This window comes from Bradyrhizobium sp. 199, from assembly GCF_023073355.1.
Taxonomy (GTDB): Bacteria; Pseudomonadota; Alphaproteobacteria; order Rhizobiales; family Xanthobacteraceae; genus Bradyrhizobium.
Genome location: NZ_JADPJI010000008.1, coordinates 353,292 through 366,475, shown reverse-complemented (window position 1 = coordinate 366,475; position 13,184 = coordinate 353,292). Strand labels below are relative to the sequence as shown.

Annotated in this window: 13 protein-coding genes; 3 read left to right on the top strand and 10 right to left on the bottom strand. The window is 64.0% G+C overall.

The window, feature by feature from the left end; translation table 11 throughout:
• Window positions 1–154: 154 nt before the first annotated feature.
• The 3 genes from IVB28_RS24120 (at window position 155) to IVB28_RS24110 (ending at window position 3,783) form a co-directional block, all read left to right on the top strand.
• The gene (locus IVB28_RS24120) at window positions 155–1,108 is read left to right on the top strand and encodes a hypothetical protein (protein WP_247529517.1); all 954 of its coding nucleotides are present in this window, start codon (window positions 155–157) and stop codon (window positions 1,106–1,108) included.
• 303 nt (window positions 1,109–1,411) lie between these two features.
• Complete coding sequence (locus tag IVB28_RS24115) at window positions 1,412–2,122, top strand: isochorismatase family cysteine hydrolase (RefSeq protein ID WP_247529516.1); 711 nt, start codon at window positions 1,412–1,414, stop codon at window positions 2,120–2,122.
• Entirely contained in the window at window positions 2,119–3,783 is a 1,665-nt protein-coding gene (locus IVB28_RS24110; protein WP_247529514.1) for a regulator, read from the top strand. Before IVB28_RS24115 ends, IVB28_RS24110 begins: the two co-directional genes overlap by 4 nt.
• On the opposite strand, the gene IVB28_RS24105 is transcribed toward IVB28_RS24110, so the two are convergent.
• The 10 genes from IVB28_RS24105 to IVB28_RS24060 form a co-directional block, all read right to left on the bottom strand.
• Window positions 3,784–4,608 carry a carbohydrate ABC transporter permease gene (locus tag IVB28_RS24105; RefSeq protein ID WP_247529513.1) on the bottom strand — a complete coding sequence of 275 codons (825 nt, stop codon included), beginning with the start codon at window positions 4,606–4,608 and terminating at the stop codon, window positions 3,784–3,786.
• The gene (locus tag IVB28_RS24100) at window positions 4,605–5,534 is read right to left on the bottom strand and encodes a sugar ABC transporter permease (protein ID WP_247529511.1); all 930 of its coding nucleotides are present in this window, start codon (window positions 5,532–5,534) and stop codon (window positions 4,605–4,607) included. The genes IVB28_RS24105 and IVB28_RS24100 overlap by 4 nt, the downstream gene beginning before the upstream one ends.
• A gap of 5 nt (window positions 5,535–5,539) precedes the next feature.
• Window positions 5,540–6,865, bottom strand: coding sequence for a sugar ABC transporter substrate-binding protein (locus IVB28_RS24095; RefSeq protein WP_247529509.1), 1,326 nt, complete (start codon window positions 6,863–6,865; stop codon window positions 5,540–5,542).
• A 78-nt stretch (window positions 6,866–6,943) separates the two neighbouring features.
• Window positions 6,944–7,723 (bottom strand): sulfur oxidation c-type cytochrome SoxA, encoded by a 780-nt coding sequence (soxA, locus tag IVB28_RS24090; protein WP_247529508.1) that lies wholly within the window; start codon window positions 7,721–7,723, stop codon window positions 6,944–6,946.
• Window positions 7,720–8,037, bottom strand: coding sequence for a thiosulfate oxidation carrier complex protein SoxZ (gene soxZ / locus IVB28_RS24085; RefSeq protein ID WP_247529507.1), 318 nt, complete (start codon window positions 8,035–8,037; stop codon window positions 7,720–7,722). The genes soxA and soxZ overlap by 4 nt, the downstream gene beginning before the upstream one ends.
• Window positions 8,037–8,504 (bottom strand): SoxY-related AACIE arm protein, encoded by a 468-nt coding sequence (locus IVB28_RS24080; RefSeq protein WP_247529506.1) that lies wholly within the window; start codon window positions 8,502–8,504, stop codon window positions 8,037–8,039. Before IVB28_RS24080 ends, soxZ begins: the two co-directional genes overlap by 1 nt.
• 8 nt (window positions 8,505–8,512) lie before the next feature.
• Window positions 8,513–8,905 (bottom strand): sulfur oxidation c-type cytochrome SoxX, encoded by a 393-nt coding sequence (gene soxX / locus IVB28_RS24075; RefSeq protein ID WP_247529505.1) that lies wholly within the window; start codon window positions 8,903–8,905, stop codon window positions 8,513–8,515.
• A 243-nt stretch (window positions 8,906–9,148) separates the two neighbouring features.
• Window positions 9,149–10,420, bottom strand: a complete 1,272-nt coding sequence (locus IVB28_RS24070; RefSeq protein WP_247529504.1) for an NAD(P)/FAD-dependent oxidoreductase — start codon at window positions 10,418–10,420, stop codon at window positions 9,149–9,151.
• Between the two features lie 54 nt (window positions 10,421–10,474).
• Entirely contained in the window at window positions 10,475–12,661 is a 2,187-nt protein-coding gene (locus tag IVB28_RS24065) for a molybdopterin cofactor-binding domain-containing protein (RefSeq protein ID WP_247529503.1), read from the bottom strand.
• A gap of 11 nt (window positions 12,662–12,672) precedes the next feature.
• Window positions 12,673–13,122 (bottom strand): (2Fe-2S)-binding protein, encoded by a 450-nt coding sequence (locus IVB28_RS24060; protein ID WP_247529502.1) that lies wholly within the window; start codon window positions 13,120–13,122, stop codon window positions 12,673–12,675.
• Window positions 13,123–13,184 lie beyond the last annotated feature (62 nt).

The window sequence follows — 13,184 nt, the reverse complement described above, 5'->3', positions numbered from 1 at the left end:
TCGTCTTCTTGTTCGGCGCAGGGTTTGCGCGGCGGGAGGGATAGGCGGCTGCGCGACGCGAATTGTGACAGTCAAGAGCATGGGCGGGCGAAGTCAATATCGCTGGCCGCATCCGTGGCGCTCCTGCTAGTCATGGCTGCGATTGGAGAGCACCATGACTGCAAACGCATTCGACACCGAGATCGCCGAGAGCGCCGAGGCGCTGATCGGCCCGTGGCGGCAGCCGCGCCAGATGCTGCAGGCGCAAACGTACGACGCGCACGCCTCGATCCATGACGATGCCACCGCCCAGAAGCTGGGCTTCAAGGGCGGTACGATCGAGGGGCCGACCCATTTCAGCCAGTTTGCACCGCTTGGCGAACGGCTATGGGGACGGGCGTGGTTCGAAACGGGATGTCTCTCCGCGCACTACCGCAGCGTCTGTTACGAAGGCGAGGAGGTGCAGGCCATCCTGTCAAAGCCGTCGCCCGCTACGCGCCAGTGCCAGATCCAGATGGTCAAGCGCGACGGCACCGAGGTGCTGCGCGGCACGGCCTCGGTCGGCGAGCCGTACGCGGCGACCGCGCTCGAAGCGCGCCTTGCCGAACTCAAGCCGCTCGCCGATCCCGTGATTCTGCGTGACCTGAAAGTGGCGCAGACCAGCAAGCGCCAGACCGTGCGGATGGCGTTCGACCAGATCATGGGCGAGCTCTATCCGTTCTCCCTCCGGCAGAAGCTCGCTGTCATCACCGAGAGCTCGCCGTACTACTCCAGCGCCGACAATCCGTGGCGCAAGCCCATCATTCCGATGGAGATGCTGAGCGTGCTATTCCAGTATCGCTCCAAGGACGATCCGCTGCCCGCCAAAGGCCCGGCCGTCGGCCTGTTCGCCGACCAGGAGATCCGGATGGTGAAGGGCCCGCTGTTCGTCGACGAAGAGTACGAGGTCGAGCGCGAGGTGGTCGCGCTCTCCGGCAGCCGCCGCACCGAAAGCGCCTGGGCCAAGACGCGCGTGTTCGACAAGGCGGGCACGTTGGTGGCAACCATGCTGCTCAACATGGCGACGCTGAAGGAGTCCTATGCGCCGTATGAGGAAGAGTATCGGCAGCTGTATGGGACGGGGCGGTAGTCTCATCGTCATCCCGGGGCGCGCGTCGTGCGAACCCGGAATCCATTTTACCGCGGGCCTTGGCGCCTGATGGATTCCGGGCTCGACGCTTCGCGTCGCCCCAGAATGACGAGCGGAGGGCGCTCATCCTTTAAGCAAATGCACGTCGCAAAGCCGGCGCACAGAGAATAAGCAGGCGTCGGCTTTTCGCGTAAGTTTCTGAGCGTGCTGCGAATTCCCCTGCCGTCCACGCGCCACCGCAATTGTACACAATGGCACGGCGCTTGCAGAACTCCTGGCACAGTTCTCGCGAGGGCGGGTGTCATGCTGAGTTCAAGCAAGCCGACATTGGGCGTTATCAGCGCCGAGCCTGAGCCGATCGAGCTCGACTGGACCGCCACCGCGCTTCTGATCATCGACATGCAGCGCGACTTCATGGAGCCGGGCGGCTTCGGCGAGACGCTTGGCAACGACGTCAGCCAGCTCGCGCGCGCGGTGAAGCCGATCGGCGCGGTGCTGACGGCTGCGCGCGATACCGGCATGCTGGTGATCCACACCCGCGAGGGCCATCTGCCCGATCTTTCCGATGCGCCTCCGGCGAAGGTCGAGCGCGGCGCGCCGAGCCTTCGCATCGGCGATCCCGGCCCGATGGGCCGCATTCTCATCCGCGGCGAGGCCGGCCACGACATCATTCCCGAGCTCTATCCGCTCGACAGCGAGGTCGTGATCGACAAGCCCGGCAAGGGCGCGTTCTACGCCACCGAGCTTGCCGACGTGCTGGAGAAATACGGCATCGAAAATCTGCTGGTGTGCGGCGTCACCACCGAAGTGTGTGTCAACACCACGGTGCGCGAGGCCAATGACCGCGGCTACCGCTGCGTCGTCATGTCGGACGGCTGCGCGTCCTACTTCCCCGAGTTTCACGAGATGGGCCTGAAGATGATCAAGGCCCAGGGCGGCATCTTCGGCTGGGTCGCAACCTCAGCCGCAGTCTTGGAGGCAATGAAGGCTTCGACCAAAGGGGTGACATCATGAGCACATTGACGGGGACCGCGGGCAAGTCTGAGATCAAGACGTCCGGGTTCAAGCCGGCACTATGGACGTCGGGCGACTGGAATGCGTTTTTCGGCTTCGGCACCAACATTCTCGTCAACATGCTGGTGCTCACGGGACTGTTGCGCTTCGTCTTGAAGATGCCGGACAGTCTGGTGTTCGGCCGCATCCTGCCCGCGCTCGGGCTGATGATGTGCCTCTCGACTTTCTACTATGCCTACCTCGCTTACCGTCTGGCGCAAAGGACCGGCCGCAACGATGTCTGCGCGCTGCCCTCGGGCGTCAGCGTGCCGCATATGTTCATCGTCACCTTCGTCATCATGCTGCCGATCACGCTGAAAACCGGTGACCCGCTCAAGGGCTGGTCCGCGGGCCTGGTCTGGGTGTTTTTCCAGAGCTTCATCCTCATGATCGGCGGCTTCATTGCGCCGTTCATTCGCAGGATCACGCCGCGCGCGGCGCTGCTTGGCACGCTCGCTGGCGTCTCCGTCACCTTCATCTCGATGCGGCCGGCGCTGGAAATGTACATGACGCCGCAGATCGGCCTCGTCTGCTTCGCCATCATCCTGGTGAGCTGGTTCGGCGGCGTGAGATATCCGCGCGGCATTCCCGCAGGCCTGATCGCCATCGCCGTTGGCATGATCATCGCATGGGGCTCGAACCTGTTCGGGCTGGGCCTCGGTGGATTGAGCATCGCGGGTGTTGGCGCAGCGTTTGCCAATTTTGGCTTCTCGGTGCCGCTTCCCGCCGTGGGCTACGTCTTCTCCGGCTTCGAATTCCTCGGCATCATTCTCGTCACCGCGATCCCATTCGGCATCTACGACCTCGTCGAAGCCATGGACAATGTCGAGAGTGCGGAAGCCGCCGGCGACGAATATCCGACCACGCGGGTACTCACGGCCGACGGCGTCGTCAGCCTGATTGGCTGCCTGATGGGCAACCCCTTCATCAACGCCGTCTATATCGGCCATCCCGGCTGGAAGGCGATGGGCGGCCGCATCGGCTACTCGGCCGCAACCGGCATCATGGTGATCGTGCTGGCGTGGTTCGGCATCATCTCGGTGCTGCTGGCGCTCGTGCCCGTCGTCGCGATCTCGCCGATCCTGCTCTACATCGGCATGCTCATCGGCGCTCAGGCGTTCCAGACCACGCCGATCAAGCACGCGCCTGCGATCGTGCTGGCGCTGACGCCGCATCTGGCCGCGTGGGCCAAGCTCCAGGTCGACACCGTGCTGGCCTCGACCATGAATGCGGCGGCAACCGTCGGCGGCATGGCCGCCGACAAGGCCGACGCAGTGAAAGCGGCCGCGATCGCCGCGCTGCCTCAGCAGGGCGTGTTCTATCACGGACTCGAGATCATGGGCGGCGGGTCCATCCTCGGTGGCCTCATCCTGGGCGCGATCGGCGTCTTCATCATCGAACACGAGTTCGAGAAGGCATCGGGCTTCGCGCTGGTCGGTGCGGTCCTGACCTATTTCGGCTTCATGCACGGCGAGGCCGTCGGCATCGGCGGAGGGTTCGGCGTCACGCCAGCCGTCGCTTTCGCCTACGCCGTGATGGCCGCCGGCCTGTACGCTCTCAGCCGGCGAACCAGCGAGAACTACATGCCGCATGCGGAGATGACGGCGGCACCCGCGGAATAGCTACCCGCCCTTGACAGCCCCTGCGGTGAGCCCGGCGACGATCTGTCGCTGGGCGAACACCGTCAGCAGCAGCACCGGGAATGTCACGATGAGCGCGGCGGCCGCCAGCGGGCCCCAGCTCAATTGATCGAACGAGATCATGTTGTAGACGGCGACGGGCAAAGTGCGGGTCTCGCGTCCGGCCAGCACGATGCCGAACACAAAATTGTTCCAGGAGAAGATCACGGCCAGGATGAAGGCGACGGCGATGCCGGGCTTGGCGATCGGCAGGGCGACATGGCGGAAGACCTGCCAGCGTGTGGCGCCGTCGATGAGGGCTGCTTCTTCCAGCTCCAGCGGTGTCGTCTCGAAATAGCCGATCATGATCCAGATCACGATCGGCACCGTCACCACGAGGTGGATGATGATCTGCGGCACCAGCGTGCCGAGCAGTCCCAGCCACTGGAACATCAGAAACAGCGGGATCAGGTAGGACAATCCCGGCGTGATACGGGCGATCAGGATCACGATCGCGGATTTGTGCGCGGCCATCCGCGCGATGCCGTAACCGGCGGGGACACCCACGAGCAGCGCAAGCAACGTCGCGCTGCCTGTCACGACCAGGCTGTTGATGAAATAGGTCAGGAAGCGGTTGGAGGCGAGCACGTCGGCATAGTTTTTCCAGGCGACATGCTCGGGAATGAACACCGGCGGATAGGCGGCATTGTCGATCTCGAATTTGAGCGACAGCGACGCCATCCAGAGGAAGAACAGGATTGCCGGCGACACGATGACGAACACCGAGAACCACAGGCCGATCTTGCCGATGATTTGCCTCGGAGTCATGTTCCGCTCGCGATCTCGGTCCATAGCATGCGCTGGCGCGCATAGAGCATCACCGCCGCAAGCAGGACGATCAGCAGGAAGAACACGACCGCGATCGCCGAGCCGTAGCCGAGGTCGTAATAGGAGAAGGCGACGCTGTAGAGATAGATGTTGATCGTCTCCGACGCCGAGCCTGGGCCGCCCTGAGTGATCGCGAAGATGATGTCGAAACTCTTCACGGCGTCGATCATGCGGATCATGCCGGCGATGAACAGGAACGGCATGATCAGCGGCAGCGTGATGAAGCGGAACACCTGCCAGATACTGGCGCCATCGATCTGTGCACTTTCATAGGGCTCGCTCGGGATGGCGGCGAGGCCGCCAAGCACGATCAGCATAACCAGCGGAGTCCATTGCCAGGTCTCGACCAGCACCAGCGAAGGAATGACGGTCGCGGGATGAAATACCCAGAGCTGCGCGGGGATCCCGACCAGTGACAGCAAATAGTTCAGCACGCCGAGCTGCGGGTGGAACATCATGGTCCAGACCAGCGCGATCGCCACCGGCGTCGCCATCATCGGCATGATGAAGACGCCGCGCAGGAAGCCGCGGCCGGGGAATTTCTGGTGAAACACCACGGCCGCAAAGGTGCCCAGCACCAGCGGCAGCAGCACGGACAGTGCGGTGTAGACCAGTGTATGTCCGATGGCCTCAATGAAGCGCGGATCCTTCGTCAGCCGCAGATAGTTGGAGAACCCGACGAAGGTGGTCGACGAGCCAACCTTCCACTCGTTCAGGCTCATCCAGATCGTGAAGACCCACGGGAAGATGATGATCGCGAGCACGACGACCAGCGCCGGCACCACGAACGGCCAGTAGGACGGCGGCCGCAACTCTATCTCCGGCGCGGCATCAGACTGTGCCGCACCCGGAGTCGATTGTGTCAACGCACTCACGCCTTTTCGCTGCGCTCCAGGATCGGCCGGTACTGTTCGTGCGCCTTCTTCAGCTCGGTCGCGGGATCGGCGCCTGACAGTGTCGAGGTCAGCGCGGCGCCGACGAGATCACGGAATTCGGCGACTGGGATGACGACGGGAAGGCCCAGCTTGCTGATCTTGGCGGAATCGATCACCGATTGCAGCCATTCCTTGGGCATCTTCACGCCGCTCTGGACCTCCGCATCGTTCAGGATCGAGTTGCGGAACGGTACGCCGCCGCCGGACTGCAACAGCCGCGCGCCCTGCTGCTTCGAGACCGCCCATTGACACAGCAGATAGGCGGCTTCCTTGTTCTTGCTTCCGGCGGCAATGCCGATGCCGTCGCCATAGGTGGCCGAATATTGGCCCTTCGGTCCAGCAGGGACCACGGTGTAGCCGACCTTGCCGACGACGCGCGAGGCGGCGGGATCCTCCAGCGGCGGCGCCCAGCCGACGCCGTCGATCCACATCGCGGATCTGCCTTGCGTGAACGAGGCCATCGACTCCATCCAGTTGAAGCCGGCGACGCCGGGCGGGGCGACCTTCGTCAGCAGCGTCTGATAGAGCTTGGTCGCCGCGACCGCTTCCGGACCATCGGTCAGGATGTTGCCCTTGGCGTCCAGGAATTCGCCGCCATAGTTGAGGAAGAAGTTGGTCCACAACGTCATGTTGGCATTGCGTAAGCCCCGCCCGACGAAGCCGTAGGTGCCGTCCTTGGCGTCAGTGAGCTTTTCGGCGGCCGCGACCATCTCGTCCAGCGTCTTGGGGATAGCGACGCCCTTCTTCTGGAACAGCTCCTTGTTGTAGTAGAGGATGAAATAATCGACCGACCAGGGCAGCGACAGCATCTGGCCCTTGTCGTTCTTTGCGTATTGCAGACCTGCGGCCGAGAAATCGCTCTCGACGAGATCGGGCGCAGTCAGCGCCGGATCCTTCATGAAGGGCGTCATGTCGGCGAGCCAACCGGCTTTCTCGAACTGCCGCTTCTGCACGTGATAGCTGAGATGGACGACGTCGAAGCTCGGCCGGCCCGAGGTGAGCTCGATCACGACCTTCTGGCGCTGCTGCTGTTCGGGGATCTGCTCGGATTCGACCTGGATGCCGGTGAGCTCGGTGAACTCCTTGATGTTCTTTTGCAGGTTGTCGCCGCGCGGGCCCTTGGCGAGGATCACCTCCAGCTTGGTCCCGGCGTATTTCTTCCAGTTGACCTCGGCGCGCGCCGGAAAACCGGTCAGGCCGAATGCGCCGGCCGCGGCGGTACCCGCTAGCAGCGTGCGGCGCGAGATGGTGTGGTTGGCCAATTGAGTCCTCCCTCTGATTCAGTTTCTTTGGGAGGGATACTAGCGGCCGTTCCACGCCTGCCTAGCCCTAATCGACGATCAGGGCCGCACCGCCGGCGTCTCCATCGGCAGGCCGCGCGCCCGCGACATCAGATAGAGCTCGAGTGCGACCAGCTCGGGCGAGCCGTAATCGTAGGCCTGGGCGCGGACTCCGCTCATGCAGCTGCGCAGCCGCCGTTCCAGCGATCCCAGCGTTTGCCATTCCAGCCGGTAGAGCGGATAGCCAGTCGGCTGTCCTTGCGTGACCGGCGCGCCCGCGAGGCGCCTGTCGAAATTGTCGTCGTGACAATTGGTGCAGGCGAGATTGAGCTGGCCCTCGCGCTGCATGAAGAGCTCGCGGCCTTGCTCCACGAAGGGCTTTGCCTGCGGATCGTCGCCGGCGCTGATCGCGACGCCGCGCGATTGATGGGCGACGAAGGCGGACAGCGCCAGGAGATCGCGGCTCTCGTAAAGCAGAGGCGTAGCTTGTTGATGATTGGTGCGGCACCGATTAATGCGCTGGTCGAGCGTGACCGGGCGCGCCAGCGCCTTGTCGATGGCGGGATAGCGCGCCGCGACGCCCTTCATGCTGCTGCGCGCATCGCCATGGCAATCCGCGCAGGACTTCTCGGCATTGCCGGTCTTCTTTCCCCACAGCGCCTCGCCCTCGAGCACGAACAGCATGCCCGGATTTGAAGTGTCGTCGTCCTGCATCGCGCGCGTGTCGGGCCCCATGAACGAATAGCCGGACCGGCGCGCATCGATCGGGATTTCACCGGCAAGCAGGGCAGGGGCCGCGGCGAGCAATGCCGCCGCTGCTATCGCGCGCCAAACCCTCATTCGACAATGATCGATGCCGACGCGGTGGACGAATAGCCGTTGTCGCCGATCCATTCGAATTCGAACTTGCCGCTCTCCTTAGCGACCGTGAAGAATGACAAATAAGGATTGGCCGCGATCGCCGGAAACAGATCGGCGCGAAAGATCTCGTCGCCGTTGTAGCGGCAGGTGAAGCTTGTGATGATGTCGCGCGGCACCAGCTTGCCGTCCACGGTATGGCGGAAGCCGGTTTCCATGATGTGCGAGGTCAGCGTGCGGATCTCGATGACGCCGCCGCGTTTGGCCTTTGCCGGAACGTTGATCAGCGCGGGCATCAGTTCATCTCCTCGGTACAGGCGGCCAGCGTCACGACCACGTCTGCGGCAATCTGCCAGAAGGTGTCGTCGGAGAGGCGGGCGATCGCGACCACTTTCTGGGTGTCGGCGAGCCGAATCCGGGTCGAGACCTGCGGGCGGCCGGAGGAGGGGCCGAGATAGAAATTGGCGATGTTCGGCTGCGGGTTCTTCTCGTTGAAGACGTGGATGCTCTTGACGTGGTCATCAGCCGTCATCGCGCTTGCGACGCTCACGGTCATCGGCACCGTGTTGCCGTTCTCGACCAGTGGCGGAATGTCGAGCTTCACCCTGCCGTTGCGAATTTGTGCTTCGCCGACGACGTTGCGGATCGCGGAATTAAGCGTCGCGGGCGTCGCCTGAAGTGGATGCAGGGTGACGATCGGTATCGCCCCGGCGGCGGTGACGCCTCCGGCAAGGCTCAGGAATTGTCGTCGCGTGGGCGGCATGAACAGTCCTAGTCGCGAAGCGTTGCAAGAAAAGCCACGATGTCCTCGATCTCCGCAGCCGACAATATCGGCTTGTCGGCGAAGTTGCGTCCGACGCGCACGAGGCCGTCGCTGCGATAATAGGCCGGCATGATGGTCTGTGCGTTGAAACGTGACGCATCGACCAGTCGAAGCCGCAACTGGCTCGCCGTCCAGCGGTTCCCGGCGCCGGTGAGGTCGGGCGCGAGGTCGCCCTGGAACCGGGTCTCCGGAAACGGCCCGGAATGGCAGAGGATGCAGGTCGTCGTGCGCGCGAGCACCAGCGCGCGGCCACGCGCGGCGTCGCCGGGCGATCCCGTGAGTGATTCCGCAATGCCGTCGCCCGAGATGTTGTAGGGCAGGAGTTCATCGGCCTTCGCCACGGAAACTACCGCGAGGCTGCCGCTGATCAGCGCGGCGATCACCGATCGTGTGTGAGACGAAAGACATCGCCACGAACTCCTCTTACCTCTCCCGCAAGCGGGAGAGGTCGGCGCGCAGCGCCGGGTGAGGGCTCTTTCCCCTTGGGGGTTCTCGATTGCGGATGCACCCTCTCCCCAGCCCTCCCCCGCACGCGGGGGAGGGGGCGCACCGGGTTGGTGGCGACAGCTTGGTCTCATCATGCTCTAGCCAAAGGTGTCTGCCGTGATGGTTTCAAACCAGCGTTCCGTCTCCGCGGCCTCGCGCGCCCGCAGATCGCGCGGCGCGTCGACCGGGCTGGTCGTGCCGCCCTCGACCTCGGCGAAGATGTCGCCCTTCGGCTGGTAATTGCCGGCGAGCGAAAAACCGTAACCGGGGGCGACGGTGTTGTAACAGACACCCGCGAGCCGCGGGGCCTCCGGCGCGCGGGCGGCGAGGAGATCGACGATTGCGCTGGCGCAGGCTTTGCCTTGCGAGCTTGCAGCGGATGCCGATTTCGGAATGCCGCCGCCAAGGCAGGCATCGCCGATGACGTGAATGTTCGGGGCGAGCTTCGACTCGAAGGACACGGGATCGATCGGGCACCAGCCGGTGGCGTCCATAGCCCCCGCAATTTCGGCGATGCGTCCCGCACGCTGCGGCGGGATGACATTGGCGACGTCGGGCGTGTAGTTGCCGAACTCGGTCACGATGGTCATGGTCGCCGGATCAACCGAAGTCACGCGGCCGCCTTGCGACAGCGCGACGCGTTCGATCATGTCGCCATAGAGCTCCTTCCAGGCCGTCTCGAACAGCCGTTGCTGGGAGAAATTATCCTTGGCATCGAGGATCAGAACTTTCGAGCGTGGTTTGTGCGTCTTCAAATAATGCGCGATCAGGCTGGCGCGCTCATAAGGCGCAGGCGGGCAGCGCGAGGGATTGGCCGGGATTGCAATGGCGACCGTGCCGCCGTCCGCCATCGCCTCCAATTGCTTGCGCAGCAAAAGCGTCTGGGCGCCGGCCTTCCAGGCGTGCGGCATCTTCTCCGATGCAGCGGCGTCATAGCCGGGCAGGGCTTCGAGATGGAAGTCGATGCCGGGCGAGAGCACGAGGCGGTCATAGCCAAACGCCGTGCCATCGGCCGCGGTCACGCTGCGCTTTTGCGTGTCGATGGCCGTTGCAGCCTGAGCGACCACGGCAATGCCTTCGGCGGCGAGCATGTCATAGCCGAACTGCTGCGCCTCCATCTTGCGCAGGCCAGCGATCACCGCATTGCTGAGCGGGCAGGAGACGAAGGTCTTGTTCGGCTCGATCAACGTGACCTGCAATCTCGGGTCGGCGCGTTTGAGCGCCCTCGCACAGGCGGCGCCGCCAAAGCCGCCGCCGACCACGACGATGCGGCCTGCGGATTGCGCGCGCAGGATCGAAGGTGCGATGAGCGATGTGGCCGCGACGGTGATGCCGAGGACGGCATTCCGCCGTGTCACCGGCACATTCATGAGTCTTGTCCGGAAAAATGCTGCGGCTGCCATTGTGGCAGCCGCAGCGCTCTCTTAGGCAAAGGTGATGTTCTGGTCGCGCAGAGGCACCGAACGGATGCGCTTGCCCGTCGCCGCGAAGTACGCATTGAGCACGGCCGGCGCCGCAACGCCGATGGTCGGCTCGCCGACACCGCCCCAGAAGCCGCCGCTCGGCACCATCACCGATTCCACACGCGGCATCTCGTTGATGCGCATCGAATTGTAGGTGTCGAAGTTGGTTTGCTCGATCTTGCCGTCCTTGACGGTGCAGCCGCCATAGAACAGAGCCGACAGGCCATAGACGAAGGAGCCCGCGATCTGCCGCTCGACCTGCGCCGGATTGACGACGTAGCCGGGGTCAGTGGAGGCGACGATACGATGCACCTTGATCTTGCTGCCGTCAGTCACCGAGATTTCGGCCGCGCCAGCGACATAGCTGCCGTAACCCATGACCTGGGCGATGCCGCGATAAACGCCCTGCGGCGCCGGCTTGTCCCAGCCGATCTTCTCGGCGACCGCATTGAGCACCGCCAGATGCTTGGGATGATTGCCCATCAGCTTGCGGCGGAATTCGAGCGGGTCCTGGCCTGCGGCCTGGGCCAGCTCGTCCATGAAGCATTCCATGTAGATGGCGTTGTGATTGACGTTGACACCGCGCCAGAAGCCGGGCGGAACGTGCGGGTTGCGCATCGCATGCTCCACCAACAGGTTCGGCACCGAATAGCCGAACGCCGCCTCGCCGGATTGGGCGACGCCCTGGAATGCGGCCGGGTCCATGCCGTTCTGCAGCGCTTCGGGGCGGAGCGAGAACAGAATCGATTGCCCGGACAGGCGGTAGTGCAGCGCGACCAGATTGTTGTTGGCGTCGAATGCGCCGGTCATCTTGCACTGGGTGATGGGGTGATATCTGCCATGCGCCATGTCCTCTTCGCGCGACCACAACAGCTTGATCGGCGTGCCCGGCATCTCTTTGGCGATCAGGACCGCCTGACGGACATAGTCGGTCTGGCCGCGCCGGCCGAAGCCGCCCCCTAGCATCATCTTGTGTACGTCGCACTTCTCGGCCGGCAGGCCGGAAGCCTCCAGCGCCGCCGCAAACGCCGCCTCGCCATTCTGCGTGCCGCACCAGACCTCGCATTTGTCCGCCGTGTAGAGCGCGGTGGCGTTCATCGGCTCCATGGTGGCGTGGTTCTGATAGGGATAGCTGTAGACGGCCTCGACCTTCTTGGCCGCGCTGGCAATCGCCGCCTTGGCATCACCGTTCTTGTTGCCGACATAGGCCGGTTGCTTGTCGTCGAGGCCCTCGGCCAGCCATTTCGCGATCGACTCGCTGGAAACCTTGGCGTTGTCGCCTTCGTCCCAGACGATCGGCAGCGCCTCCAGCGCGGTCTTGGCGTGCCACCAGGTGTCCGCAACGACTGCCACTGCGGTATCGCCGACCTTGACGACCTTCTTGACGCCTTTCATGCCGGCGATCTTGGCTTCGTCAAAACTCTTCAGCTTGCCGCCGAACACCGGGCAGTCCTTGATCGCGGCGTTCAGCATGCCCGGCAGCTTGACGTCGGCGCCGTAGATCATGGCGCCGGTGGTCTTGTCGACGGTGTCGAGCCGCTTCACGCCCTTGCCGATCAGCTTCCAGTCCTTCGGGTCCTTCAGCTTGACGTCCGCCGGCGGCGTCAGCTTCGCCGCGGCCTCGGCGACCTTGCCGTAGGTCGTGGTCTTGCCCGACGGCGTATGGGTAATGACGCTGTTGGCCGCCGTGCATTCGGAGGCCGGCACTTTCCACGTCTCGGCGGCGGCCTGGATCAGCATCACGCGCGCGGTGGCGCCGCCCTTGCGGACATAGTCCTGCGAGGAGCGGATGCCGCGGCTGCCGCCGGTCGAGAAATCACCCCAGACGCGTTTGCGCGCGACGCTCTGGCCGGGGGTCGGATATTCGGTCGTGACCTTGGTCCAGTCACATTCAAGCTCCTCGGCAACGAGCTGGGCGAGGCCTGTCAGCGAGCCCTGGCCCATTTCGGAGCGGGCGATGCGAATCACGACGGTGTCATCGGGCCTGACCACGACCCAGGCACCGATCTCCGGCGAGCCGTCGGCCGCGCGGACCACGGCGGGGCCGCCGAAGGGAATGTCGAGGCCGATTGCGAGACCGGCGCCGACTGCGGCCGTGCCGATGACGAAGGCGCGGCGGTTCAGCCGCGGCGAAACATGCTTGTTCATGTTGGGGATCCTTACGCGCTTGCAATCGTGTGGATCGCTTCGCGCACCTGCTGGAAGGTGCCGCAGCGGCAAATGTTGGTGATGGCCTCGTCGATATCGGCGTCGGTCGGCTTCGGCTTCTCGATCAATAGCGCCGCAACCGCCATGATCATGCCGCTCTGGCAATAGCCGCATTGCGGCACGTCCTGGGCGACCCAGGCTTCCTGCACCTTGTGCAGGGTATCGCCCGAGGCGAGCCCTTCGATCGTGGTGATCTTCTTGCCTTCGGCCTCGCTGACCGAAACCCCGCAAGAGCGCATCGCCACCCCATCGACGTGAACGGTGCAGGCGCCGCATTGTGCAATGCCGCAACCGTATTTGGTGCCGGTCAGGCCGGCATTCTCGCGGATCGCCCAGAGCAGCGGTGTATCCGGCTCGACGTCGAGGGTGAAGGTTTTTCCGTTGATTGTTAGGTTTGCCATCGCAGTCCCCTGATTGGCCCAATCCACCGATTGAACTCAGGGGCGCACTGTGTCGTGCAAAT